At 44.7% G+C, this 26,970-nt stretch carries 26 protein-coding genes and 1 tRNA gene; 7 read left to right on the top strand and 20 right to left on the bottom strand.

Features of this window, described 5'->3' with window-relative positions; genetic code table 11:
* Positions 1-27: 27 nt before the first annotated feature.
* From BR63_RS15290 to BR63_RS15280, 3 genes are all read right to left on the bottom strand, one after another.
* Positions 28-1,392, bottom strand: coding sequence for a sigma-54 interaction domain-containing protein (locus BR63_RS15290; RefSeq protein ID WP_034423475.1), 1,365 nt, complete (start codon positions 1,390-1,392; stop codon positions 28-30).
* Between the two features lie 11 nt (positions 1,393-1,403).
* Positions 1,404-1,868, bottom strand: a complete 465-nt coding sequence (locus tag BR63_RS15285; protein WP_051965942.1) for a DUF2062 domain-containing protein — start codon at positions 1,866-1,868, stop codon at positions 1,404-1,406.
* Positions 1,869-2,028: 160 nt separating this feature from the next.
* On the bottom strand, positions 2,029-3,405 hold the full coding sequence (locus tag BR63_RS15280; protein WP_034423474.1) for a hypothetical protein: 1,377 nt from the start codon (positions 3,403-3,405) through the stop codon (positions 2,029-2,031).
* Between the two features lie 244 nt (positions 3,406-3,649).
* Between BR63_RS15280 and BR63_RS15275 the strand changes: the two genes are divergently transcribed.
* Positions 3,650-3,889, top strand: coding sequence for a hypothetical protein (locus BR63_RS15275; protein WP_034423472.1), 240 nt, complete (start codon positions 3,650-3,652; stop codon positions 3,887-3,889).
* Between the two features lie 164 nt (positions 3,890-4,053).
* On the opposite strand, the gene BR63_RS15270 is transcribed toward BR63_RS15275, so the two are convergent.
* On the bottom strand, positions 4,054-5,199 hold the full coding sequence (locus tag BR63_RS15270) for a S8 family peptidase (protein WP_051965941.1): 1,146 nt from the start codon (positions 5,197-5,199) through the stop codon (positions 4,054-4,056).
* A gap of 181 nt (positions 5,200-5,380) precedes the next feature.
* On the opposite strand from BR63_RS15270, the gene BR63_RS15265 reads away from it, so the two are divergent.
* The gene (locus tag BR63_RS15265; protein ID WP_051965939.1) at positions 5,381-6,610 is read left to right on the top strand and encodes a CapA family protein; all 1,230 of its coding nucleotides are present in this window, start codon (positions 5,381-5,383) and stop codon (positions 6,608-6,610) included.
* A gap of 200 nt (positions 6,611-6,810) precedes the next feature.
* Here the strand turns inward: BR63_RS15265 and BR63_RS15260 are convergent, their stop codons facing one another.
* The 4 genes from BR63_RS15260 to BR63_RS15245 form a co-directional block, all read right to left on the bottom strand.
* Entirely contained in the window at positions 6,811-7,488 is a 678-nt protein-coding gene (locus BR63_RS15260) for a Crp/Fnr family transcriptional regulator (protein ID WP_034423469.1), read from the bottom strand.
* 78 nt (positions 7,489-7,566) lie between these two features.
* Entirely contained in the window at positions 7,567-8,514 is a 948-nt protein-coding gene (gene pdaA, locus BR63_RS15255) for a delta-lactam-biosynthetic de-N-acetylase (RefSeq protein ID WP_051965937.1), read from the bottom strand.
* Positions 8,515-8,616: 102 nt separating this feature from the next.
* Positions 8,617-9,141, bottom strand: a complete 525-nt coding sequence (locus tag BR63_RS15250; RefSeq protein WP_034423464.1) for a phosphatase PAP2 family protein — start codon at positions 9,139-9,141, stop codon at positions 8,617-8,619.
* Between the two features lie 91 nt (positions 9,142-9,232).
* Positions 9,233-9,814, bottom strand: a complete 582-nt coding sequence (locus BR63_RS15245) for a DUF2284 domain-containing protein (protein ID WP_051965935.1) — start codon at positions 9,812-9,814, stop codon at positions 9,233-9,235.
* 191 nt (positions 9,815-10,005) lie between these two features.
* On the opposite strand from BR63_RS15245, the gene BR63_RS15240 reads away from it, so the two are divergent.
* Positions 10,006-11,073, top strand: coding sequence for an FUSC family protein (locus BR63_RS15240; protein WP_034423463.1), 1,068 nt, complete (start codon positions 10,006-10,008; stop codon positions 11,071-11,073).
* 137 nt (positions 11,074-11,210) lie between these two features.
* Here the strand turns inward: BR63_RS15240 and BR63_RS15235 are convergent, their stop codons facing one another.
* From BR63_RS15235 to BR63_RS19800, 5 genes are all read right to left on the bottom strand, one after another.
* Positions 11,211-11,690, bottom strand: coding sequence for a DsrE/DsrF/DrsH-like family protein (locus BR63_RS15235; protein ID WP_243270000.1), 480 nt, complete (start codon positions 11,688-11,690; stop codon positions 11,211-11,213).
* A gap of 12 nt (positions 11,691-11,702) precedes the next feature.
* Positions 11,703-11,927 (bottom strand): sulfurtransferase TusA family protein, encoded by a 225-nt coding sequence (locus BR63_RS15230; protein ID WP_034423462.1) that lies wholly within the window; start codon positions 11,925-11,927, stop codon positions 11,703-11,705.
* A gap of 18 nt (positions 11,928-11,945) precedes the next feature.
* A complete protein-coding gene (locus BR63_RS15225; RefSeq protein ID WP_034423461.1) occupies positions 11,946-13,610 on the bottom strand; it encodes an FAD-dependent oxidoreductase in 1,665 nt (554 codons plus the stop codon).
* Positions 13,610-13,897 carry an ArsR/SmtB family transcription factor gene (locus BR63_RS15220; protein ID WP_034423460.1) on the bottom strand — a complete coding sequence of 96 codons (288 nt, stop codon included), beginning with the start codon at positions 13,895-13,897 and terminating at the stop codon, positions 13,610-13,612. Before BR63_RS15220 ends, BR63_RS15225 begins: the two co-directional genes overlap by 1 nt.
* Before the next feature lie 133 nt (positions 13,898-14,030).
* Positions 14,031-14,906 carry a methyl-accepting chemotaxis protein gene (locus BR63_RS19800; RefSeq protein ID WP_034423459.1) on the bottom strand — a complete coding sequence of 292 codons (876 nt, stop codon included), beginning with the start codon at positions 14,904-14,906 and terminating at the stop codon, positions 14,031-14,033.
* Between the two features lie 388 nt (positions 14,907-15,294).
* Here BR63_RS19800 and BR63_RS15210 point away from each other — a divergent pair.
* Positions 15,295-15,369 (top strand) — tRNA-Thr (locus BR63_RS15210).
* A 683-nt stretch (positions 15,370-16,052) separates the two neighbouring features.
* Here the strand turns inward: BR63_RS15210 and BR63_RS15205 are convergent.
* Both BR63_RS15205 and BR63_RS15200 read right to left on the bottom strand, forming a co-directional pair.
* Positions 16,053-18,431 (bottom strand): copper amine oxidase N-terminal domain-containing protein, encoded by a 2,379-nt coding sequence (locus tag BR63_RS15205; RefSeq protein ID WP_161781890.1) that lies wholly within the window; start codon positions 18,429-18,431, stop codon positions 16,053-16,055.
* Between the two features lie 221 nt (positions 18,432-18,652).
* On the bottom strand, positions 18,653-19,195 hold the full coding sequence (locus tag BR63_RS15200) for an acetate uptake transporter family protein (protein ID WP_034423457.1): 543 nt from the start codon (positions 19,193-19,195) through the stop codon (positions 18,653-18,655).
* Between the two features lie 307 nt (positions 19,196-19,502).
* Between BR63_RS15200 and BR63_RS15195 the strand changes: the two genes are divergently transcribed.
* The 3 genes from BR63_RS15195 to BR63_RS15185 all read left to right on the top strand — a co-directional run bounded on the left by BR63_RS15195 (position 19,503) and on the right by BR63_RS15185 (position 21,143).
* Positions 19,503-20,240, top strand: a complete 738-nt coding sequence (locus tag BR63_RS15195; RefSeq protein WP_034423456.1) for a ZIP family metal transporter — start codon at positions 19,503-19,505, stop codon at positions 20,238-20,240.
* 180 nt (positions 20,241-20,420) lie between these two features.
* Positions 20,421-20,786 (top strand): sulfite exporter TauE/SafE family protein, encoded by a 366-nt coding sequence (locus tag BR63_RS15190; RefSeq protein WP_034423455.1) that lies wholly within the window; start codon positions 20,421-20,423, stop codon positions 20,784-20,786.
* Positions 20,787-21,143 (top strand): sulfite exporter TauE/SafE family protein, encoded by a 357-nt coding sequence (locus BR63_RS15185; protein WP_034423454.1) that lies wholly within the window; start codon positions 20,787-20,789, stop codon positions 21,141-21,143.
* Between the two features lie 157 nt (positions 21,144-21,300).
* Here the strand turns inward: BR63_RS15185 and argH are convergent, their stop codons facing one another.
* The 5 genes from argH to BR63_RS15160 form a co-directional block, all read right to left on the bottom strand.
* Complete coding sequence (argH, locus tag BR63_RS15180) at positions 21,301-22,719, bottom strand: argininosuccinate lyase (protein WP_034423453.1); 1,419 nt, start codon at positions 22,717-22,719, stop codon at positions 21,301-21,303.
* A gap of 138 nt (positions 22,720-22,857) precedes the next feature.
* A complete protein-coding gene (locus BR63_RS15175; protein WP_034423452.1) occupies positions 22,858-24,063 on the bottom strand; it encodes an argininosuccinate synthase in 1,206 nt (401 codons plus the stop codon).
* 23 nt (positions 24,064-24,086) lie between these two features.
* The gene (argF, locus tag BR63_RS15170; protein WP_034423451.1) at positions 24,087-25,013 is read right to left on the bottom strand and encodes an ornithine carbamoyltransferase; all 927 of its coding nucleotides are present in this window, start codon (positions 25,011-25,013) and stop codon (positions 24,087-24,089) included.
* A gap of 149 nt (positions 25,014-25,162) precedes the next feature.
* Positions 25,163-25,651, bottom strand: a complete 489-nt coding sequence (locus BR63_RS15165; RefSeq protein WP_034423450.1) for a hypothetical protein — start codon at positions 25,649-25,651, stop codon at positions 25,163-25,165.
* Between the two features lie 66 nt (positions 25,652-25,717).
* Positions 25,718-26,911, bottom strand: a complete 1,194-nt coding sequence (locus tag BR63_RS15160) for an amidohydrolase (RefSeq protein ID WP_051965934.1) — start codon at positions 26,909-26,911, stop codon at positions 25,718-25,720.
* Positions 26,912-26,970: the final 59 nt, after the last annotated feature.

The following is a 26,970-nucleotide window of genomic DNA, read 5'->3' as shown; positions in this document are numbered from 1 at the left end:
TTCTCTAAATTAATAGACAGTTGTCATTTATTTGATCTTGTATTTTTCAAGTTTCAGGTAAAAATTAGAGCGGCTCATCTCTAAGAGCTGGGCTGCCTTATTTTTATTGCCCTTGCTTATCTCCAAAGCTCTACGAATCGCAATCTTTTCCGCCTCTTCCAGGTAATCCTTAAGGGAGACCGTTGCCGGGAAAACCCTGCTGTCGCCCAGGGAATTTTTCAAGTAAGCCGGTAAACTGGCGGCAGTAATCGTGTCGCCATCAATAAAGTTCAGTGTCCTTTCCAGGATGTTCTCCAGTTCCCGAATATTCCCCGGATAATGGTAATCACTGAGGATCTCCAGGGCTTCTTTGTCTATCTTTGGTAAGGATATGCCCATTTTACGCGCCAGTTTTTCCAAAAGATATTCCACTAAATAGGGAATGTCATCCCGCCGGTCCCGCAAAGCAGGTATCTTCAGTTCCACCACATTGAGACGATAATAAAGATCTTCTCTGAAGACCTTTCTCTTTAAGAGGTCCTCCAAATTGCGGTTGGTAGCAGCAATTACCCGTACATTGATAGGAATAGACTTGTTGCCCCCAACCCGTTCGATTTCTTTTTCCTGGAGTACCCTTAAAAGTTTAGCCTGCATATTAGAGGGCATATCACCAATTTCATCCAAAAATATAGTACCGGCCTGGGCCAGTTCAAATTTACCGATACGTCCACCTCTTTTGGCCCCGGTGAAAGCACCTTCCTCGTAACCAAAAAGCTCAGATTCTAAAAGGTTTTCCGGAATGGCCGCACAGTTGACTTTGAGAAAGGGACCGCTGCGCCTGGGGCTGGCTTCGTGAATGGCCTGGGCAAATAGTTCCTTCCCAGTGCCACTCTCGCCCCGTATCAATACCGTCGAACCTGTCTGGGCCACACGGTAGGCCACAAGTTTTAACTCCTGCATTTCTTTGCTTAGTCCGATGATGTCTTTCATGGTGTAATGGGAACCATGGACTATCTTCAGGGTATCTTTGTAATACTCCAATTCCTTCTGTAAAGAATTAACCTTCTCCACTAGCTGATTCAACTCACCTAAATCATTAAAAATGGCTTTGCCTACAGCCCCTACAATTTTACCGTCTATTTCTATGGGAAGCCTGTTACAGACCATGGCCGTTCCTTTGATATACTGGATTTGTCCCAGCTCCGGTACTCCCGTTTGGGCCACAATATGCATCCTGGTATTTTCGATTACTTCCGTCACATGCCGGCCAATAGCCTCTTCACGTTTGATACCGAGGAAATCGGCATAGGTCTGATTAATCATGGTAATATACCCCTGGGCATCAACCACGACAATCCTTTCATAAGCACTTTCCAAAATAGTTTCCAAGAGCTTTTTTCCCTGATGGCTCAATTAAAGCCCCCCTACAATATACGGCGAATTAATAACAAAGCCTCTTTGCGATAACGTTTAAAAAGTATATAGCCCCCCCACCAAAACAAGATTACCTCCAGTGTGCTGTTCACGAAAAAGCCTAGGGTAAAGGCCTTCCCCAAAAGAAGAATATCCTTTAAACAGATGTGAGAAATCCCCTGGATGGCCTGCCATATATTTTCCGTGGGTACTCCTGTAATTAGATCTCCTACCAGAAAATTCAAATAAAAAAAGAAAGGAAACAAAGGCATAAAGACAGCCCAACCTACTGTAGCCGCGGCCATATTGGTCCGGAATAACCTGGCCATGCCTACGGCAATCAAGGGCCCGAAGCCAAAGGTAGGATAAAAATGCACAAAAGCACCCCAGGCAATCCCCCCGGCGATAGCCTTAGGGGAATCGTGCAAACGAAAGAGTTTAAGCAAATAGAACTTTAAGCGGCGCCTGTATGTCATCTTCACCCTCCTTTTTACTTACTTTATTATTCTCTACTGAAAAAGAAATTCCTGTAATCAACAACGTTAGCCATTTTTAAAAGTCCGGAAGATTTATTAAAAAGGAAAAGGCCCGGTTTTAACCGGACCTTTGCTACATCTTGTCCATATTAAAATTGTATTAAATCAGGAAGATGGCTACGATCGTGGTAGCTAAGAAACCGAGCATAACAGGGATAAAGTTACGGCGGGCCAATTCCATAGGCTCTACACCACAGATGGCCGCAACGGGAATGAGACCCCAGGGAATAATAGTTCCGCCACCGACCCAAACGGCAGAGATTTGTCCCAAAGCTCCCAGTACGCCCACATCTCCATTAATGGCTGTACTGAAGGTTTGGGCTAAACCACCCACCAGAGGAAGCCCGGAGAAGCCGGAACCGTCCAAACCGGTAATACCACCGATGATCAGCTGAATAAAAGCTACAGGGGCAGCGGAAAGTGGTGTGTTCTGGGAGAGGAAAAGACCAATATCAGTCAAAAGACCGGTGGCCTCTTTGCCGAGGATAGCTTTGGCCGTTCCTTCTGAACCCAGGAAGAAGAAGGCACCGATTACGATAACGGGAGCAAATACCTTAATACCGAACATAAAACCATCACGGACAAAGTCTGTAACTTTTTCCAGAGCCTCGCCTTTGAACTCGATGGCAGCAATTAAACTCATCAGAACAAGAGCAGTACCACCAATGAGGGCAGTAGCGTCACCGCCTTTGAGATCCAGCGTAAGCATAGCCACTACGTCAGCGATAAAGACCAGAGGAATAATCACAGCAAATAACTTAGCAGCGCCGGAGGGTTCAGCGACTGCGGCAGTCTCAGCGTAAGCTAAAGCTTCATTAGCATATTTTTCCTTATTAGCCTTCATATCTTTCTTCAGCATATAGAAGGCCACACCGACTGTAACCACAGCCATGGTAATAAAGAGCGGTGCACCGTGAGAAGTGATGATGGTGGGATCCTTTAGGCCGGCTGCTTTAGCCGTAATACCAGGCGCACCCTGGATAATCCAGTCACTGGATAACGCAATACCGTGACCAAAGAGGTTCATGGCAATAGCAGCCCCGATAACAGGAAGGCCGGCTCTTACGGCTACCGGTACCACCAGAGCACCAATGAGCGCCACGGCGGGAGAAGGCCACACAAACCAGGCCACAACCATCATACCAAAGCCCACAACAAAGAAAGTAATCTCGGGAGTTACCATTAATTTCTGGGCAGGCCTGGCAATCAGGGCATCAATACCCGTGGCCGACATCGCTTTCGACATAGCCACAACTAAGGCGATAACAGTTATAATTCCGAGAAATTCGGTACCTGCAGCCACGAGGGCATTAAACATAATCTGAATGGTTGTAACAAATTTCCCGCTATAAGCAAAACCAATAACAAAAAGTCCGACAATACAGGGTAAAACAGTGTCTCTGCGGGCAATCATCGTTCCCATAACGATTAATACCATGAGAATATAAATGTAGTGCAGGGCATTTAAAGTTACCATTGTATACCTCCTCAAATATTAATTAGGGGCTAGGAAAGCACCAAAAAGCACAATCGTCCTAAAAATTGCACACCTCCTCATCATTGAGTAGCGGCGACAGGTAATACATCAACCGCATTATGTCGAAATTATTCGCCAAGTAGACGCATACTCCTTCAAACAAATGGATATAATGACATAAAATTAATAATACAATTTTTTGTAAAAACCTTTCTTTTTCTGTGAATTTAGGGGGGGTACTCGCATGAACCTTTGTCCCCTATGCAACGGCCTGTATTTCCTCACTGAACCATGCCCTAAGTGCGGGACGCTTTTAGAGGATACGGGCATGCTGGAAAATTTCTTAGGTCCTTACAGTCCTTATCTGGACGAAGAAATCCTTGATCGGGTAGACGGGGTGGGGCCGGGGGAATGCGTTCACCTCCTAAGCTGTCCTCGCTGCAGTTACGACAAACGCGTTGTGATAGACCGGCTGCTGGATTAATAAGGGTAGAGTAGAAAAAAGGCGTTCTCAAAAGATAACTTATCTTTAGGAGAACGCCTTTGCTCTCGAATTTTTGTCTTCAAGTTGTGTTCAGTATAGCATGATGTAACCTTAAGATACAACTTATTCTCACTGAAAATAATGTATACTTGTTAACTCCAAAATTATTTAATGATGCGGGGGAGTTCGATCAAACCATGACCCTGCTGTTCCCGGTTTAATTTCTCAAGTATCACAGCTCCCCGGGCCATTATTTCTTTTACTTGTGCAGGCGGCATAGATCCATAATAATTCAACAAATCTGTAACGATACCCGTAATATGCGGTGCGGCAAAAGAAGTTCCACTGCTCACCTTATATCCGCCGTTTATCCAGGTGGAACGGATATCTACACCAGGGGCACAGAAATCTATCTCCGGACCGGTGCTGGAAAAGCTGGCAATATTATCTTGACGGTCTGTGGCGGAAACAGCAATCACTTGAGGAAAACGAGCAGGGTAATTCACGGAATTGGTGCCGCCGTCATTCCCGGCGGCTGCTACCAGGACTATTCCCCGTTTGTGGACCATATCCATTACCCTGGCAAAGGTCTGATTTGTTTCGGAGGTGGAGAAACTCATATTGATGACGTCGACCTGCCTACGCATTAACCAGTCTATGCCTTCGATAATATCTGAAAGTTTGCCGCTACCCTTTTTGTCAAAGGCTTTTACAATATAGAAATCTACGTAGGGGTTAATGCCGACCATGCCGAAAGGATTATTTAAAGCCCCGATGGTGCCGGCCACATGGGTACCATGACCGTAGTCATCCCGGTAACTGGGGTACCCATCCAGTGTACTGATACCATCCCGGATATTCTCTTTCAAATCGGAATGAAAATAATCTATGCCGGTATCGATAATCCCTACCTTTATCCTCCTGTCCCTTAATTTATTCCAGACCTGGGGAGCACCAATTCTTTTTATGCCCCAATCAATGGATTGGTGGGGGAAAACCTGGGGTGGGGGAGGCTCTTTTTGATATGGTGGTTGTTGGGGAACCGGGGGATAAAAAAAGAACCCAGGCCACAGGCATAATTTAAAATCCAAGTCCTCTTCCACCGTAAAATTATCCGGGTTATCACGCACAGCGATTAACGCTTCACTCTCGGCCGGAAACTCACAAACAAAACCTTGGACCAGGGGAAGTTCTTTTACAATTTTACCGCCCGATATGGCCAGGGCCTGCTTTAACTGGGCTACACCTTTCTCACTTGCCGCAGTAATAATCTTCCTGACATAGCCAGGATTATCTTTCCGTGTCACCATACTAATGTCTCCTTTCTCCGGTTAAACAAATATCTTACTGTTGTACCTTATGCCGGAGAAAAGGAATTGGCTACAATTTACGACAAAACTTGGTCCGGGAATATATTTGACGTAATGCCGTCTAAACAACAAAGGACAATATTGTTATAATAATAGTACTATTTTGTAGGATGTGAATTTCATGCGCAACTCCCTCCTGGCCCTTCTCTTCCTGGCTCTCCTGTTGTCAACAGGCTGTGTCGCAGTTTCCCTGGCCGATGCGCAAATACCCGGGCAAGAAACACCACCCTTTATTCCCGATGACACACTGGTAATCACAGCCGTAGGGGATATTATGATGCACAATACCCAGATTGTGTCCGGTTATGAGCCGCAAACAGGCACTTATAACTTCGGTAAATTCTTTAACGAAATTAAACCCCTGCTCCTGGCCTCAGACCTGGTCTTAGGCAACCTGGAAACAACCCTCAGCGGCAAAAAGGCGGTTTACAGCGGGTACCCCCGCTTTAACGCTCCGGAGCAACTGGCCCTTAACCTGAAAGAAGCGGGTTTTCATATTTTAACGACTGCCAACAACCACTGCCTGGATAAAAACTTTACCGGACTTGCCAGTACCCTAAAATTTCTGGACCAGGCAGGATTGCTGCACACGGGTACCGCCCGGAGTCAGGAAGAACGGGATTCAATCTTATTCGTAGAAAAAAAGGGTGTAAAAATAGCAATCCTCGCCTACACCTACGGCACTAACGGCATCACCCCTCCAAAAGATAAACCTTATGCCGTAAATATACTGGATGAAGATTTAGTAAAAAAAGATATAGCCAAAGCCCGAACCCAGGGAGCACAGCTCATTATTCTCTCCCTCCACTTTGGCCAGGAATATCAACAACAGCCTGACCCCATTCAGAAAGACCTGGCCTACCAGTTCCTGGAGGCCGGGGCGGATATTATCCTGGGACACCACCCTCATGTCTTGCAGCCTATGGAGATTGTTAGCTTAAAAGAAAACGGAAAAGAGAAAAATAAATTTGTCATCTACTCATTAGGTAACTTTATCTCCGATCAGTCAGGACTGGAACGTCAGTCCAGTATCATCTTGAATATCCACATTGGTATTGACAGAACCACAAGTGAGCCTTACTTAAAAGAAATCTCCTACGTACCGATCCTCACCCGCCGCTACTTCATGCATGGTAAAACGGCCTTCCAGGTCTTGGCTGTTGAACCTGCTTTAACCACCATAAGGACAGGCCCTGCCCACTCTTTTACTCCCACGGATATTCAAAACCTGGAGAAAGCCTGGAATCATGTAACCACCCATTTAGAAACCCCTGACCCCCGGATTAAGCTGCTAAGACTTGCCATTCCCCAGAGCCACTTGCACTTAATCAAATCTTTAGTCGACACTTAAGGGTCTCGTCTCCCGTTTCCCGCTTCCCCACATCCGACATTAGGGACCAGAGCCCAGTGCCTATATAATCAGTGACCGGAGTCCAGTGTCCGGTGTCCGGTTTATTAACTGGTCACAGGTCACCGGTCACTGGTCACCGATACGGGTCACAGGTCACCGGTCACTCATTAAACTGAAGAAAGAGCCCTGGGGCTCTTCTTTTAAATACAGCAGATGAGTTTTCGTTTATTAAGAATGGTAATCTGGTTCTTATCCGTCTCAATAACCTTTGTTCTTTTTAAATCACTCAAAACCCTGGTTACTGTTTCCCGGGTAAGCCCTACCATGTTGGCCAGTTCCTGGCGGCTCAGGCTAAGATTAATCACCACACCCTCCTCGGTCTCCGTACCAAAAGCCTCACTGAGTTTAAGGAGAAGTCCTGCCGTACGGGAGAGGGCATCCTTTAAGGCTAAATCCCGGATCTGGCTGGAGGCGTTCTGTAAACGGCGGCTCATAATCTTTAGCATATCAATGGCGATATCCACATTCTGGCGCATCAGGTTTTCCAGGTCTTCGTTGCGCAAAATGCCAACCTCAGCATCCTCAATGACTTCCGAAGTAGCCGGATAATTCCCACCGTTAAAGAGCACTACTTCACCAAAAATATCTCCTTGTTGCATGATATGGATCACATGTTCCCGCCCGTCCTCTACCATTTTTGAGATCTTTACTTTCCCGGTTTTCACGAAATATACAGCTTCTCCGGGTTCTCCCTCCGTAAAGATAAACATATTCTTTCTATATTTTCGCGTCTTGACCATCTTAGCCACCATTTCCAGTTCTTTCTCGGACAGTTCCGCAAAAATAGGTACTTTCTTAATATAATCAAGATCATTCATGCCGGATATCCCTCCTCATCAGTAGTATAACAAAACTGGTTCACTTATGGCTATGTCTACCCTCATTTTGCTAGCTGGTTATTCAGCTTCTACTATCTCATATAATGTCCGAAATTCATAACCCTCTTTTCTTAAGTCCCGGATAATCTTATCCAAGGCTAGCACATTATCGCGGGATACGGCATGAAGAAGGAGTACTGCACCGGGATGATAGTTTTTCATTACCTGCTGATACGCATAATCTGGCCCGCGCTGCACTTTCACATCCCAATCATGATAAGCAAAAGACCAGAAGACCGTATAATAGCCAAGCTTAGCCGTTAACCACAAACTTGTAGGACTGAACTCCCCCATGGGCGGACGCAAAAAAGGTGCCATTTCCTGTCCCGTAAGTTTTTTAAATTCCCGGGCCAGTTCTTCAATCTCCCGGCAGAGGTCTTTTTCAGTTAATGACCACATGGCAGGATGATTGACAGTATGATTACCTACAATGTGCCCCTCCCGGACCATACGCTTAACCAGGTCGGGATTTTTTAGTAAATAATGGCCTGTGATAAAGAAGGCGGCCTTCACCTGATTCTCTCGTAAAACATCGAGGAGTTGGCCGGTGAAGCCATTTTCATACCCTTCATCGAAAGTAAGATAAATACTTTTGGCATGAATATTTCCCTCGTAAATACCACCATAAGCCGATAAAAGATCTCTGAGGCTTCTATCTACCCACACGGGTCCATGTTCCATATTGCCGCGGTACCACCAGCTTAACTTTTTTAGTGCCTCTTTACCCTGGGGTCGAACTTCAGAGACATTAAGCTTACGCAATTTTTTCCCTTGAGGAGTAGTGAATATCGGGGGTAAATCCCGCTGATTCTCCACCCGGAGCCACTCTATTTCTTCCCCGTATTCCCGTAAAAAAGAAGCATACTCCTCTCTTTCGTCATACAAAACCCATCTGGTTAGAACAACGCCTGTATCCAAAAGCAAAAGACAGATCATCAGGATGATAATCCGAACCTTTTCTGCCATGTACCCCCCACCCCCTCTTCATACATACGGGAAAAGGGGGCAGGATATGCCAGAGAAAAAAACGCCGCCGGTACCAATCCGGCAGCGATTCAACATTTCTAATTATAAGACAATATTGGTAATGACGGCGGTAAGCGTTCCCAGGAGGCCTCCCGCCAAGACATCCGTGGGATAGTGCTGGCCTAAGTAGATACGGGATATACCAACCAGCACTGCAGAGAGAACCAGAGGTACAGTTAAGGAAGGATAGACCAAGGCATAGCTGACTGCCAAAGAAAAGCCGGCTGTGGTATGGCCCGAAGGGAAGGCATAATCTTTAAAAACTTTCGCTCCTGTATGGGCACCAGGCAGGACCTGATAAGGCCGGGGGCGGGAAAAAATTTTCTTTAAGAAGTAGCCGATACTGAAACTGGTGGCCAAAGCGATGGCTGCCCTGCTGGCCGCCAACCTCAATTCATTTTCTCCCCACAGCATCAGGATAAGGCAGCTTAATACCGTAAAAGTGGCTCCGCCCAGGCTGGTTATGAAGGGCATGAGTTTATCTAAAATGCTGCATTTCACTTTATTGTTCACATAATAAAAGAGGACACAATCACTGGAACCGACTACACGCATGAGATACTGCATAACAGGCGCCTCCTGTCAATCCATTCTTCAACTTAATGATACAATCACCTTGTTAAGCCAAAGTTAGCTGCAGCTTAAAAATCACAACATTTTATGTAATAAATAAAATACCGGTAGCGCTTACCAGGTTGTTTTCAAAAACTACGGGGAAATTTACTTTCCTGGCGGTACTGATGACATCTATCCCTACTGCCTCCATAGACATTCTGGCTTCTCCGGGCTTATGGCACATCTCCTGCCCCAGTTTAGCCCCACAGGTAGGGCATAATTTGCAGTTACCCCCACCTAAACCTAATGCAAAAGGAAAACCCAAGCTAAAAGCCTGCCTTTCTAACTTTAATAGCACCTCATGAATAAAAAGAGATACTTCTTTAAATTCCCCGTCTATCTCCTTTGGTGATAAACCGGATGACAATTCCCGTTCCTTCTGGAGAAGGAGGGCAATTCTATAAGGCTGAACACTTTCGCGGAAATCCCGGTAGTTAGGGACAAAAGGCGGGCACATAAAATTTTTACCGTAATGGGTACAGGTATTTTGCGAGCACTTGAGGTTCACACGCGGATCAAAAACCACATCTTGGGCCCATAATAGTGAAGAACGGCTGCACCCCAGCCGCATAGCCTCTTCTTCCATGGCGAGACTTTGCTTTAATTGTTGGCTGATACCGGACAAAATGATTCCTCCATTTTTTGTTATTATACAGGAAAGTTATATATTTCCTGTACAGAGGTATTAGGGGACGTAATCCCTTAAGTTTAGTATATCACCTCCCGAATATTAACGTAACTTTTACGCAATGTACTTTGCAATATAGCAATTATTATTTATGATAATAGTGAAATCTGTAAATAGAGGTTGACCCTATGATCATTGGAGCCAGAGTTCTTAAAACAGGAATAGCCGTTACCTTAAGTATGTTCATCTGTAATATGCTCAATATTCAACCGGCCATCTTTGCCGGCGCTGCTACCGTGGTGAATCTGCAGCCTTCCGTAGGTCAAAGCCTTCTTAATGCCCGGGAACAGGTTTTTGTCCACTTCATCTCCATAGGTATCGCTATCTTGCTGGGTCTTTCCATTGGCCCCAACCCTTTTAGCATGGGTGTGGCTACTATACTTATCATCATGGTTTGTAATCGTCTGAAATGGCGAAGCGCCATCTCCACAGGTGTGGTGGCAGCTATCTTTATCCTGGGTTCACCTACGGCAGAATTTCTGGACCATGCCCTCATTCGTTCCCTGGCCATTTTTATCGGCTTGGGTGTAGCCATGTTTGTCAATGCTACCATCGCCCCCCCACGTTATCGGGAATCTCTCATTCAAAAATTGCTGGAACTTAACGGGCAAACCAGTGATTTTTTTGTCCAGGCGGTCAATGGCTACCTTAATTTAACCACCCTGACGCCTGAAGAATGGGGGGAGCACCAGGCTAAAACTGAGGCTCTATTCAACGATGCGCAAAAACTCTATAATCTCTATCGCAACAACTTAGGCCTGGAGGCAGATAATGCTTCCACGACTAAAGAAAAGGAAGCTAAATTTTACAGTGAATATATTGCCTACAACAAAGGGCTCTGGCAAAGGACCCGTGACATCCTTTTTTTGGCCCAGGAAAGAAAAGAACGGCGCAAAGAAGCAGGCGACCTGCCCATCAGCCCTGAGTTTCAGGAAATATTAGAACTGCTGCGGCATGTCCTGGATATCTTTATCTTCTATAACAAAGAACTGAGCAAAAAATTACAGGGTGAAAATATTCCTCCTGTGGAGGAACCCAGGGTGTGGAGCAAACTGGACCTCATTCTTAACTGCTGGCATGACCGTTTCCCTTCAGGAAGCTATTACCTCCATGCCCTCATTGAAGTAGCCCTCATTACCTACAAGCTGCGCTGGGCCGCTAAAGAATCCGTCAGACTCCTGGATACAGAATTATAAATAGCCACTTTAATCATAAAACGAAAAATAAGCCAGATGGTTTCCCTATAACTTTCATTTCAGAATGAGCAAAGATAGACAAGCGTGTAATCATAAAAGGATTACACGCTTGTTTATTCGCCATTATATTTTCTATCCTAAATAAACAAATTGACCCCGGCCTGGTCCGCCTCCCCGAGATAGGTGGCTACTCCGGCAAATTCTAAACCGGGGATTAGCTCCTCTTCCTTGATGCCCATCACATCCATAGACATGGTACAAACCACTAGTTTTACCCCGAGAGACTGAGCTGTAGAAATAAGCTCCGGCAAAGAACTAACCTGCTTATCCTTCATAATCTTTTTCATCATTACCGATCCCATGCCACCGAAATTCATTTTGGACAAGCCCAGCTTATCAGCTCCCCTAGGCATCATCCAACCAAACATTTTTTCCAGAAAGCCCTTTTTGACAGGGACATACTCAGATTTACGCAGAATATTAATACCCCAAAAGGTAAAGAACATGGTTACGTCGTCACCCATCGCGGCAGCGCCATTGGCAATGATAAAACCGGCCATGGCTTTATCCAGGTCACCACTAAACATGATGATAGTTTTCTTACTGCTGTCAGCCAAGTGCTTTACCTCCTAATTCTTTTTAATAGCAACGTAAATTACGCCGCCCTCTTCTTTGATTTCTACCAGTTCGTTACCTGTCTTCTTGCACCAGGCCTGGACATCTTTCTTGAAGCCCTGGTCCGTTACCTCAATCCTGATAATATCCCCCGCAGCACATTGTTTGGCTTGATTAAACAATTGGACAATGGGGCCGGGACATTGTAAACCGCGAGCATCGATAGTAAATTCGGCCATTTCAATTCCTCCTCTAATTTATTCTAAAGTGTAGGGATAAGATTCAATACCACCGTCAAGGATGGCCAAGTCATTAAAGCCAAGTTTTCTTAGAGTAGACAAGGTTAGATAAGCCCGTTTACCAACTTTGCATACAACCACTATCTTTTTATCCTGTGGAAGCTCACTGTATCGTGCAATTAACTGGTTGAAGGGAATGTTAAGGGATCCAGGAATAGCTTTTATAAAGTACTCCGCCTCAGTCCGCACATCTAAGACCAGAACTTCATGATTAACCATAGCTTTAACAAGTTCCCGGGGATTTAGACTCGCAAACTTCCCTGTAAACTTATTCATCATCACATTGGCAGCCATAATAGTGGAACTCATCGCCATGGAAAAGGGCGGAGCATAGGCTAAGTCGAGACGGGCTAGCTGTTCCACAGTAGCCTGACAGGAAATCATGGCTACAATAATATCAATAGGTTTATCCACCACCCCTTCCCCTACAACCTGGGCTCCCAGAATTCTCTTTGTTTTTTTATCGGCAATGAGCTTCGTAATAATTTGCCTGTAACCGGGATAATAGTGAGCTTTATCATTAGCAGGAACTATTACTGTTTCTACATCATATCCTTGGTTTCTGGCCTGCTCTTCCGTCAATCCGGTACGGGCGGCCTGCAATTCAAAAAGCTTGATGATACTCGTCCCCAGAACTCCCGGCAAAAAGTCAGCTTTATCTTCTCTACCCAAGTTTAAGCCGGCAATCCTCCCGGTTTTATTGGCCGTAGAACCCATGGGATACCAGACAGGTTCCTGGGTTAAGAGATTATAGTTTTCTGCACAGTCACCCACGGCATAAATGTCAGGCAGGTTAGTTTCCTGGTATTCGTTGACAGCGATACAGCCTGTAGGCCCTAAACTAATCCCGGCATCTTTTGCCAGTTGTACATTGGGCCGAACTCCTCCTGCCCAGATAACTAAGTCAGCTTCCAGGGACTCGTTTTCTAATAAGACCTCTTTTACTCTTCCTTCCGGATCCCCCCGGAATCCACATACTTTGACAGCGGTTTTGATGTTGATGCCTTTCTCCACCAGGTAATTTTCTACATACTTAGCCATTTCCTCATCGTAACCCGGCAAAATTGCCGGCGCCATCTCTACCACGGTTACTTCCAAGCCGCGCAAAACCAGATTTTCTGCTGTCTCCAGGCCGATAAAACCCGCTCCCACTACCACTGCTTTACCGACCTGTCCCTCTTCAACCAGACAACGAATATCTTCGGCGTTTTGTACTGTCCTAAGGGTAAAAATATTCTGTAAATCAATACCTGGCAAGCGTGGTAAAACAGGAGAAGCCCCCGTAGCAATTATTAAATAATCATAGCCAATTTCATGAATAGCACCCGTATCCAGTTCCGTAAAGAGCAGGCTCTTTTTATCCGGGATGATCCTGGTAACCTCACGTCTGGTCAAAACATGAATCCCTTGTTCTATCTCAAATTCTTCCGGCCCTCTTACAACCAATTCTTTTCTCTCTTTAATTAAGCCCCCTATGTAATAAGGGAGACCACAGCCTGCATAAGAAATATCTTTGTCCCTTGTGAGCACTATCACTTCCAGGTCCATATTTTCCCGTTTGGCTTTACTAGCCGCTTTAGTGCCGGCAGCTACACCGCCAATTACTACTAACCTTTTGCCCACTACCTCTCACCTCTTAAATTCCATAGTAACTCCGCCACTGCCCTGGCCTTTTCATTTACTACCCTGTACGATATCTCCGTGCCCTTGCGCCCCCCTTCAATAATCCCCTTCTTCTTAAGAACAGCTAAGTGCTGGGATATAATGGGTTGAGGGAGTTTCAGGCACTGCTGCATGGTAGTTACATTACATTCCTTACCCAGTAAACCCGTAACTATACACAGCCTGATAGGATGGCCCAGGACTTTAAGTATTTCTGCTTCCCCATTAAACTTCGTGTAATCGTGCACGATTATCACCATACTTATATGTTTGTTTTCATATATATTATTATCCATATATTACGCAGTGTCAATACTTTAAATAACATTCCATAATTTATTAAAAACAGGAGGGCTTCTTACGCCCTCCTGGGTAACACCCTTATTTTTTACTTACATCCAGTAAATCCTGGGCCAGCTTTTCCAGTTTATGAGCCATAGCGGACATTTCCTCACTGGAAGCCGCTATTTCCTCAATGGTAGTGACCTGTTCGTGAATAGCTTCTTTTAGGGTAGTAGTATTCGTGTTGATCTGCAAAATTGCATCCTGTACATGATTTAAAACCTGTTTAATTTGCTTAGCCGACTCGGCAGAATTAACAGCCAGTTTGCGCACCTCTTCCGCTACAACCCCGAAGCCCCTTCCTGCTTCTCCTACTCTGGCCGCCTCAATAGCCGCATTGAGACCCAGCAGGTTGGTCTGCTTGGCTACTTCCTGAATAAAGACCACCACGTTGTCCGTGTCTTTTACTTTGTCTACGGCCTGGCTCGTAATGGAAGTTAAGTTTTCCCCCGAGGCCGCCATTTCTTCCATTTGCCCGTTCATGGTCTGGATAGCTGCCGCCAATTGCTGTGAAGCCGCACTTAACAGCTGGGCTGTTTCCCGTACAACGGCCTGCATCGTAATATCCTCTGCCGTAACAATGCAGCCAACCACATTTCCTGTTTCATCTTTAATGGGAAAAGCATTGGCTATGTAAGGTACACCGTAAACGGATTGCTCCCGGGTAAATTCTTTAATGACTCGCCTCTTTTCCATCATGCACTGATAGCCTGCGGTCCCCGGCTTAAGCTTGTCCCCCGGTTTGCGTCCAAAATTGATGTTTCTTCCCGGAACATAAGCCAAGTAGGTATCACCCTCAATGACAGAGAAGCTGATGTCAGCCAGCGTAATATCATTGATGTACTGAGCAATACGGGCAAAATGGCGGAGAGCCTCACGTCCTGTAACAGCTTCCAACCCCTCTAAAAGATTCATACCTGACCCCCCATATAAACAAATTCTCTCTTTGTATCTTTTATATTCTTTATTATAAACTACTTTCCTCACAACGTTAAATCTCGGGGAACAATTACATATAAATTTAACATAAATTGAATTCCAATCAAAAACCCGTTTTTTGTTCTAATTTAAGAAGGTATAACTTTCTTAAATTCATGAATTTACAGTTAGATATCTCTTTTTAAAGTAACAGCTTGTGCATTCTTTTATCTCCTTTTTCCATAGCTACTACAATTATATAAATATTATCAAATAATTAAAATAAGAATGATAAACAACAGATTTATTTATTTTCTCGTTTAATCTTTACACTATAAAATTGACAATTTGAATTTGGCTACATATAATTTAGTTGTATTAAGGTGCTGGTGTAGCTCAGCGGTAGAGCAATTGATTCGTAATCAATAGGTCGCGGGTTCAAATCCCGCCATCAGCTCCAGTTATATTAATTTTCGCAAAAGAAAAAAATCAATAAATAAAAACGCTTTCAAGGAAAACCTTGAAAGCGTTTTTATTTATTCACCCCATGGACTACAAGGTGTCTTCTTTAGTTCTTCACGTTTTTCTTCTAAAGCCGCCAATTTTTCTAAAGCTTCCTCAATATTAGCAAGGATAGGTGCGTTCATTTTCTACTCCCCCTTCCTTTTGTATGAAGTATTATTATATAATACATCACTTACTTAGGTCGTGTTATATAACTTTTTGTAATACTATTATATTTCCTTCTTGTAAAAAGGTCAATGCGATTGGGGAAAATATATTGTATACATTAATGCGCATATATTAAGCAATAGGAAGTATTTTTCTACAAAAATTACACACGCTAAAAATGCTGTTTAATTATAACCATATTGGAGGTTGGGTTCATGCGTTGGAAAGAACACGTTCTCCCTCCCTCCCGGTTCATGAACATATACAGGTCTTTCCTGGGGTAGTTACCTGCCTAAGGACTGAAGGTGACCACACCATATCCGGGAAAAGTGCCAGAACGAGAGGAACAGTGGGTTAATGCACAGTTAGGTTATGTTGATAAACTAAGAGAAAACGTACAAAGCATGGATAAAATATTGAAATAGCAAAGGCCGGATATCCGGCCTCTTGTTTTTGCTTTCTCTCTGTAAATTACCTGACTAAATAAACCGTTTTCGTTTGAGGAAACCACATGATCTGGGCCCCGAAGGATTCCGCTATATACCTTATGGGCACTAGAGTCCTACCCTTGATAACGGTGGCCGCTATATCAAAACCGGGTATGGGTTGGTTCAGTACTAACTTTACCTCGTTCTTTCCCTGCCTTACTATAATTGTACCTGTGTTCTCCTCCCATTGAATTTCTGCACCTAATGCCTCACCGATGAAACGAAGAGGCACCATGACACGATTATTAAAGAGAAGCATGGGAATATCAGTTTCCCGTAATATACCGTTTACCTTACTGAATGTATTTCCTACCATTAAGCTCATGGTTACCAAGTTCTTAGCCTGGCCAACCGTTAAGATACTAAATTTATCCGTATAAAAGGTGAATGTTTTATTGTTTCTATCATAAATACCACCCAGGGGCACAGGATTAAGCGTTACTTCATTGTCTATCCTTACCCCGCTTAATTCTACAATATGTAAGATTCCTAAGTTTATAGAGGACATGTCAAATGTTACTGAAACAGGCTCATTAAAACCGGTTACCTGCCTGGAGTAACTGGCATTCCCGCTGCCCCCAAACGTCTCAATAGATAACTCCACCATCTTGCAACCTATAGCAGCTATATTAGATCCCTCGGCAGTAAGAGCTCTGACCACTGCCCCTCTTTTATCGTTATCTGTTAACTCTCCAATCTTTATGGCCACATTAGAATGACCCTGCTGTAAAGCCTGTTCCCACAGCGAGGTCTTTAAGACGCCGGGAGGAAACTCCACGGTAATACCGTTGTTCTCAATGATTAGAGGCACGTTGTTCTTTTCCAGTTCATTGATGAAATCAAGCAAAAAAGTTACTTTACCTTCTGGCCTCCCGGTCAAAGAAAAGAATGCTTTCCCGGTACTTCTTACCGTTTCCCGCAGGATTGCCTCATCATTTTTCTTTCTTTTGCTTTCTGAGGTTATTTCATCATGGCTAGTATTGTCATGGCCATAATCATCTTCATTATTGTCATTGTTCTCATTATGATTATCGTTATTTTGCTGGGAATCGTTCTCGTTATTCTCGCCGGGAGGTGATTCCACTATACACATTACTACCCAGTTCTGTGTAGATAAATCCTCGGCGGTAACAAGATAGGTAGCAGGCTGGGAGAAATCCTGGGGTACACCTGAGCCAGGGCTGACAGTAGCCCCTTCTGATATAAGGATACTTGGGATTAAAGATGTTACCGTAGTACCATAGGGAACACGAAAAGTTACGGTATATGCCTCGGAATCTATTACACTTTGTCCCACCTGGCCGGGAACCGTAAACCCGGTTATAAGTTTATCACTTCGTTCATTAACGGCTTTGATATACAGCAAATTGCTGTTTAAATCACTTCCCTGAGACAGCGCTTCCGCCTTTATCGTCAGAGAAAAATCATTAATGTCTGTGTCGAAATCACTGTTAGTAAACGCTAGATTCACGGCAGCCGTAGTTGAACTCTGGTAAACCACCTCAGCGACAGATAGCCCCTCAGGGGCATTGACCAGGAGGAAATTACCGGCATTAATCTCTTGATCACGGAAGGTTACATCCTTTAATTGAATGTTAAGAACTGCCCCATTCAGCAAATTTTCTATCAATTGTTCCCCGGCGCTTACAGTAAGACTTTCTTTAGATGCTCTTATGTTAAGGGTATTGCTCGTAAGGCTGTTCCAATTTTTCAAAGCCGAAGACTTTACTGTCACAGAAATTTCGGTATCCTCATCAAAGTCAGAACCTTCATAATCCAATACGAGTGAGGCTTTGCTGTTGTTTTCCCTAATCACATTCTTAATAACTAGACCGGAAATATTACTATGCAGAACAAAATCATCGGGTTGAATAGAATCGGCAAAGGCCATGTTAATAAGTTCGAGGCCAAGAACGGCTTCATCTAAATTAGCTTCGCATAATTCTACGTCAGAGTTTATATTGACTCCTTTACTATCAGTGTGGCTACTTATAAAAGTCCAACTCGGGTCAGTTAGTTCAGTAGATTTACCATCATTAACAATAACGACAATAGTATACACTACTCCCTGGGACAGCCAACTACTAAGAGAAATTTGACTTTTCCAGCTATTAAAACCATCACTTGTAGTAGTTGGAAAGTATGCTGGATGAATATTAAAGCCACCTGTGCTTTGTAGGTATTTACCATCCGGTGCTTTAATGGCAACAGCCACATTCTTTACTCCCTGGTCATTGTCAGAGTCATAGGCTGCCCCTGTCACAGTTATACCATTCCCCTCCATAATTTCACCATTCAGAGGGTAGCTCAATATAACATGGGCATTTCCAGTCTCCCCCTGGGCGCATACCGTAAGAAACATTAGTCCCCATAATATGATGAATAAAATCGAAAGTCCCCTTATCATATTCTCACCATCTCCTTAGAAACGGTATTTCAGGATATATCACCCATATTTTCTATTCTTCTGCATATATAACATTATTCCCTTTTATTTCAGTTTATTTAGGCAAAAAATTAAGCCTAACTTTCCTTAGGAAAATTAGGCTTTAGACTGCCCAGATATATGTTTAAAATTGATTCTTATAGGCCCAGAGCATGTAAGAAAATCGGCAGCGCCGCAAAACCAATAAGGATATTGAGGGCACCGGCAATTTTTGTATAAATGGCACCTTTGCCGTACCAGGCAAAGGGCAGAACGGCAAAAAGTCCGCAAATCAAGGCCAAAACTACGCCCAGCGGCCAGATCTTACCAACAAGTATAGCTTTATAGAGGAATATAGCAGAAACAAACAACTGAACAATAAAGAAATGAGCAATCTGCTTTTTATCTCCACCCTTGAGGAAGAAGACGCCAATTAACAGCCAGAAAATACCGTAATCAGCAAAGATGGTTCCCAGGTAAATGCTCATAGCGGGATTCTTTAAGACGTCAAACAGATACATGGAAAGAGCAGTGAATACCTGGGCCGCACCGCCAAAGAAGATGGCAATATAAGCCAGAGACTTACCGATTTCTTTATGGTCACCACCTTTGATACCAAACCCCAACTGCTCTAGACCAAAACACCATACAGTAATGATAAGACCGAACACACCAATTGCTTCTGGATTCACAACACTCATTCTCTTTACCCTCCAAATTCCCTCAAATTTTCTCTTCTCGTCTCTTCTAGGCAGTCTTAGTAAAATAAACTGCTTTTTTTACAAAACACTTTTTATTTTATCAAGATTTTTTGTATGTGAAAACTATAATTTTTATTATTTCTTGTACCATTTTTTCTACCAATCAGAACCTACTGAACATATCGCCAGATGGACTCGCGACAATCATAGGCTATAATATATTTAAAAACCTGTCATAAAAAATCTGCCTCTTTACTATGTTGATACTGATTATTTACCTAATCTTTTTATAAAGAGGTTAGTATCGATGATTTATGAAGTAATATGGCAAAGTACAGTAGCCGGACTGGCTACGGTGTTTGGTGCTTTATTTGTTTTGGCCTTTGGCCGGCCGGGAGAACGGATCCTGGCCGGTTTTCTGGGATTTGCCGGTGGCATCATGGCTGCTGTGGTTATTTTTGATCTAATTCCCTCAGCCCTTGATTATGGCAATGTTTTTGTAACTTCACTGGGTTTTTTGTTGGGCTTGCTCTTTATGCTGCTCTTAGACATTATCATTTCCTTTTTACCTGGTATTAAGGAACAAAAGGCGGGTCGACAGGGTTACCTGCTAAAAATGGGATACCTGATTGCCGCCGGTATCGCTCTCCACGATTTACCTGAAGGGATCGCTATAGCCGTTGGCTATACGGCCAAGGAAAGCCTGGGATTTCTCATCGCCCTCTCTATTGGGCTGCATAACATACCGGAGGGAATGGCTACAGCAGCGCCCTTAACTATGGGTGGTATGTCCCGGAAAGGTATCATTGGCACCTGTCTACTGGTAAGTATTTTTACCCCTCTGGGGGCCTGCCTGGGTTTGCTACTGGTTTCCATTTCCAAACACTTCATCTGTCTGCTTCTGGCCTTGGCAGGAGGTGCTATGGCTTTCATCATTAAGAATGAACTTATTCCCGAGTCCTACCGACGCCATCCCAACTATGCCCGGCTGGGTTTTGCTCTAGGCATTTTGCTCATCTTGGCTCTTGGCTTAGTACACCACTGATTGCTGGGTGACCAGTAACCAGTAACCAGTGTCCAGAGTCCGGTTAACGTTTTCCGCTATCCGACTTCCCAATTCCAACTGAAAACCACTAATAACTAGTAACTAGGAACTAATAACTAGTAACTGACATATTTTCCGTTTTCCAGGCAAAAACTAAAGTTCGTAGCAAGGAGGTTTGGCATGGAATTTTCTTTACGAAGCATCTGCCGCCTGGGAATCATCGGAATATTAACCGGCCTGATCAATGGTCTGATCGGTATAGGCGGGGGCACTATCCTTATCCCCGCCATGGTCTTTATCCTGGGAGAAGAACAACACACTGCCCATGGTACATCCTTAGCCATCATACTGCCCACCGCCATTGTCAGTACCTTTCTCTACCAGGCCAATGGCCATATGGACTGGGGACTGGCTATTAAAGTAGCTACCAGTGGTATGCTGGGTGGATACTTAGGGGCCAAACTCATGGAGCATATCCCCGCACCCAAACTAAAAAAATTGTTTGGTGTTTTTATGGCGGCCGCGGGCATAAGGATGGTGCTGTAAGTGCTCATCTACATTATCGGGTTATTCATGGGCATTTTGAGCGGGTTAGCTATCGGAGGGGGGACCCTTTTAGTCCCCGCTTTAGTTCTTTTTATGGGAACAAATCAGCATGTGGCCCAGGGGGTTTGTCTGGCTTCCTTTATTCCCACAGCGGTTGTGGCCGTGATTACCCACTACCGTCAGGGTAATGTGAAGGTACAATTAGCCCTTTGTCTCACCGTAGGGGCCTTGGTCGGGGCGGTCATTGGTTCTACCCTAGCCAATAAAGTTGATGCCCAACTATTGCGGAAAATCTTTGGGTTCTTCCTTATCGCTATGGGAATATATGAATTCTTTGGTAAACCGAAAGAAAGTTGATAGTTGGCATTTCGCGGTAGTTGCTGAAAGGGGACGGTTCTTCTGACACAATACCGTGTCAGAAGAACCGTCCCCTTGACATGACCCTTGACATGAACAATACCGTGTCAGAAGAACCGTCCCCTTGACATGAACTTGACATGAAAGCTGGAGGAAATCACTCCTCCAGCTTCTTTTTTCTTTCCTCAATATATGTTTCCATTCTTTCAACTGCCTGAGCTACCTGTTCAGGCGCTGTACCACCATAGGTTTGGCGGCGTCCTACCACATTCTCTAATTTGAGCGCCTCATACACATCATCTTGTATGAAAAGACAACTGTCCTCCTGGATCACCAGACATCCTTTCCTAAACTCCTCTAAGGATAAATCCTCTAGAGCTTTTCCCTGGGAGATGCAGTAACGGACCAAACTCCCTACCACGTGGTGGGCATCACGGAAACTCAAGCCTTTACGCACTAAATAATCAGCCAGGTCCGTAGCATTAGAAAAACCTTTTTTAGCCGCTTCATACATCTTCTCTTGACGGAATACAATCGATTCTAACATAGGAGTAAAGGTAAGCAAACATTTCTGTACTGTGTCAATGCTGTCAAACAAGGCTTCCTTATCCTCCTGCATGTCCTTGTTATAGGTCATAGGCAAACCCTTCATTACGGTGAGCAGGCTCATGAGATTACCGTAAACCCTGCCCGTCTTTCCCCTGATTAACTCTGCCACATCAGGATTCTTTTTCTGGGGCATGATGGAAGAGCCTGTACTGTAAGCATCGTCAATATCCACAAAAGCAAACTCCTGACTGGCCCACAGGATAATTTCTTCACAAAAACGGGAAAGATGCATCATAATAAGCGAGGCAGCAGCAAGGAATTCAATAAGATAATCCCGGTCAGATACACTGTCCATACTGTTCTCTGAAACCTTAGCAAACCCCAATTCTTCCGCCACCATCTGCCGGTTTAAAGGAAAGGTGGTTCCGGCCAATGCTCCCGAACCCAGGGGCATGACATCAGTACGCTTATAACAATCCTCCAGACGCTCAAAGTCCCGTCTAAACATCTCTGCATAGGCCAGCAGGTGATGCCCTAGGGTGATGGGTTGAGCCAGCTGGAGATGGGTATAGCCGGGCATAATGGTGGTCTTATGCTTATCCGCTAACTTTACTAAAACGTCCAGCAGATTCAGCAGCAGTTCCTGAGTGCGGCGTATCTCATCTTTGAGAAACAGCCTGGTGTCCAGGGCTACCTGGTCATTACGGCTTCGGGCCGTATGGAGTTTTTTACCCGCAGGGCCTATTTTTGTAGTCAGCAAAGTCTCGATATTCATATGAATATCTTCCGCATCAACGGCAAATTTGATTTTTCCAGCTTCAATCTCAGCTAATAGTTCTTTTAACCCTGTAATGATAGCTTCAGCTTCAGCAGGCTCAATAATCCCGGTCTCTCCCAGCATCCGGGCATGGGCTATGCTTCCCGCTATATCATGGCGGTAAAGCCGCTGGTCAAAACTTATGGAAGAATGAAAATCCTCTACCAGCTTATCCGTATTCTTAGCAAAACGTCCTCCCCAGAGTTTCATGCTTATTCTCCTTTTCGACCTCCGTTTTCCGATATCCGAATTCCGATGAACCACTAGTAACTAATAACTAGTAACTAATAACTAGTAACTAATAACTAATAACTAGTAACTAATAACTAAAATGCTGCGAACTAACTGCTACTCCAGCCCTGCCTGCTTTTTCATGAGGGCACGGACTTTCAAAGGAAGACCGAAGAGGTTGATAAATCCTTCCGCATCCTTCTGATTATAAACCTTATCCTCACCAAAGGTAGCAAAGGCTTCGTTATATAAAGAATAAGGAGACTTGGTTCCGGCAGGAGTACAGTTTCCTTTATAAAGCTTCATCCGTACAATACCAGTTACCGTCTTCTGGGTTGCATTTACAAAGGCATCGAGAGCTTCTCTTAAAGGATGGAACCAGACACCGTCATAGACCAGTTCAGCATAGCGCTGGGCAATAAGGTCTTTATAATGGAGGGTAGCCCTATCAAGGGTGAGTAATTCCAGTTCCCTGTGAGCCAGAACCAGTACTGTCCCCCCCGGGGTTTCATAGACACCCCTGGACTTCATGCCCACCAAACGGTTTTCTACCATATCAACAATACCCACACCGTTGGCCCCTGCAATTTCGTTGAGGGTGGAGATCAGTTCTACAGGCCCTAATTTCTGGCCGTTTACAGCAATGGGTATACCCTCTTCAAATTGGATTTCTACATAAGTTGGCTTGTCAGGGGCTTTTTCCGGAGGTGTAATCAACAGCAGCACATCATCTTTGGGTTCATTGGCAGGGTCCTCCAGGTCAGCTCCCTCGTGACTCAGGTGCCAGAGGTTCCTATCCATACTATAGGGTCTGTCTTTCGTCACGGGAACAGGGATATTGCGTTCTTTTGCATAATCTACCGCCTGCTCCCTGGATTTAATGTCCCAGAGGCGCCAGGGAGCCACTATTTTTAAATCAGGTGCCAAAGCCTTTACAGTTAGCTCGAAACGAACCTGGTCATTCCCTTTACCTGTAGCACCGTGGGCTACCGCTTCGGCACCTTCTTTTTGTGCTATTTCCACCAGCTTCTTGGCAATCAAAGGACGGGCAAAGGAGGTGCCTAAAAGATACTTTCCTTCATAGATAGCCCCTGCTTTTAAAGTGGGGAAGATGTAATCAGTGACAAACTCTTTCTTTACATCTTCAATATAAATTTTGCTGGCCCCTGTTTTGATGGCCTTTTCCCGCAGGGGTTCCAGTTCTTCGCCCTGTCCCACATCTGCAGCCATGGCGATGACTTCATAGCCAAAGTTCTCCTTCAGCCAGGGAATGATGATAGAGGTATCCAGACCTCCCGAATAAGCCAGAACAATCTTCTTCATCTTCTTTTCCTCCTGCTTTTTGATTACTTAATAACGGCGGCTAAGATAGCTTTATGGGCATGCAACCTGTTTTCTGCCTCGTCAAAGACTACCGACTGGGGTCCTTCCATTACCTCGGCTGTGATTTCTTCACCTCGATGTGCCGGTAAGCAGTGCATGACAATAGCATCTTTCTTGGCATGCTTCAAGAGTTCCTGATTAATCTGGTACTGGGCCAGGGCTTTTTTGCGTATAGCTGCTTCCTCTTCCTGTCCCATGCTTGCCCATACATCAGTATACAACACATCAGCCTCTTGTACAGCTTCTTTAGGATCAATGACTACCTTTATTTTTTCGCCATCAACAGCCAGAGCCTTAGCCCTCTTTACCACTGCCGCACTGGGCTGGTAGCCTTCAGGGGAGGCCACCACTACTTCCATGCCCATGAGAGCACCTCCCAGTAAAAGACTGTGGGCCATGTTATTGCCGTCGCCAATATAGGCCAGTTTCAGACCGGCCAGGGCACTTTTGTGTTCCCAGATGGTCAGTAAATCAGCCAGGGCCTGGGTCGGATGATAGTCATCGGTTAAGCCATTGATCACAGGAACACTTGCATAGCGGGCCAGGTCTTCTACCTCTTTGTGGCTGTATGTTCTTATCATGATACCGTCAACATAGCGGGACAGCACACGGGCTGTGTCCTCAATGGGCTCCCCCCGGCCCATCTGCAGGTCATTTTTACTTAAAAACATGGGGAACCCCCCCAGGTGATACATCGCCGCCTCAAAGGAAACCCTGGTCCTGGTAGAAGCTTTTTGAAAGATCATCGCCAGCGTCTTTCCTTTTAAATACTCATGGGGAATACCGGCTTTCTGCTTTTCCTTTAAATCCCTGGCTAATTGAAGAAGATACCATATTTCATCCTGGCTGAAGTCAGCCAGGGTGAGAAAATCCCTACCTTTTAAATCCATCACGTATCAACTCCCTCTCTTAATATATGAATAATTATACACAGCACGGTATATTCATGCAATAGTTTAAAACAAAAATGCCCACACGGGGCATTGTTTTGACTTAGAATTGTCGTTTTTCGCACATCTGAAGTCTGATATCGTCCTCATCATGTCTGTACTTTATCGTCCCTAAATTCATATATTTCTTCGTAAATCACTGCACCATGTTCATTGAGAAAATGTACGGGAACCTTTTGCCCGCTCTGCAGCCACAGCCGCCGGATATTGACTCTCGTTACCTGATAACCTTGTGTGCTTTCTGTCAACTGTATCTCAACAATACCTTTCTTCAGGTCGTACTGGACTACTGTTATTTTACCCTTTATCACCCAAATACCGAGATACCAGGGTTCAATAGTAAAGGCCTGTTCCGGCGTAATCCCTAAACTCTTACAGAATTGTTCGTCCTCTAACCAGGTACCGGCCATCCTGGCCTGCAGTTTAAACCCGGCAGGTGGCTGCCAGGTTTCGTTTTCTATCAATACAAGATAAGGAAGAGGATATTTATCCATTTTATGCTGCACAGGAAAAGTAAAGTCAATATATAAACTTAAGAGCAAAAAGAGGAGAATAGGCAAGACCAGCAATCGTTTCATGAAAAAACCCCCTTGTCCGGTCTTCAATTAGCTTATCCGAGATAAGGGGGTCATATCCAGCTTTTACTACAGGGAGATCGTTAAGCCTTTAGGACTTTCTTTTTGTTGATGCTCTTCTCTAATTCTCTTTCTTAGACCTTCGTTGGTCATCACTTCCAGGCCGGTTAGGGCCAGGGCTTGCACAGCAAGAAGGAGCAAATCATCGCCCCATTTACCGCCGGCGGCCCTGGCAAATTCGGCAGTGTGCAGCATGCCCGGCCCACCCTCCAAAGTTAAATAAGGATGAATGGCCGGCAGGAGGTGACTGACATTTCCCATATCCATGGAACCTGTACCCTGGCAGTGTTTAGAACTGCAGTTAACATTAAGCCGGCGTAAAGTTTGTACAAAAACCTTGGCCAGGGTTTCATTACTTTTAAAGGGTTGGTAACGATTCTCAAAAGTATTGATTTCCACTTTGGTCCCGGTAAACTGGGCAATTTTGCAGGCCTCTTCACGAAAACGCAAAACCAGACCGTCTAAAGTTTCCTCATCGGGAGCTCTCAGGTAAAACCGGGCTACTGTCTTCGCCGGCCGGATATTGGGGACACTTCCCCCATCTTTGATGATCCCCTGGACCTGGCATAATTCAGGTAAGGTTTTTTTCCACCCCTTTACCCAGAAGAAAAATTGCAGGAGAGCTTCCAGAGTATCACCACGGGCAGCATAGTCAACAGCAGCATGCCCCATTTTACCATGAAAAACTATTTCCAGGGCTTCTAAAGCCAGGGAACCGAAATTGACTACATTAGATACACCCGGATGAAACATCATGACTGCCGACAGGTCGTTAAAAAACCCCTTCTGCAGCATGGCCACTTTTCCACCGGTAGTTTCTTCCGCAGGTGTCCCCAGGATCCTAATTTCACCGGGCAGGTCCGCAACCACCCGGCTCAGGGCTACTGCCGCTCCTACACTAGCGGCACAAATCAAATTATGTCCACATCCGTGCCCTATTTCCGGTAAAGCATCATATTCAGCTACATACCCGAGACAGGGCCCGGACCTGTTTCCCCGATAGGCCACAAAAGCCGTAGGTAAAGAAGCTATATTCTTCTCGATCCTCCAGCCCATCCTGGCTAAGTAGCCAGTAATTCTCTCCCGGGCATAATATTCTTGATTACCCAATTCCGGCCTTTGATGAATATCATGACTAATGGCCAAAATATCGGGAAACAGTTTTTTTATTTCACGGAGGAGTTTGCTGCTTTTTGTAAACAAAAAAAGACCTCCCCTGGTTAGGTTCTACTCTATAGTATGCAACCAGGGGGAGTTTTATT

The sequence above is a fragment of the Thermanaerosceptrum fracticalcis genome (assembly GCF_000746025.2).
GTDB classification, from domain to species: Bacteria; Bacillota; Peptococcia; order DRI-13; family DRI-13; genus Thermanaerosceptrum; species Thermanaerosceptrum fracticalcis.
Note: the sequence above shows the minus strand (reverse complement) of the source record. Positions and strands in the feature narration are given on the sequence as shown.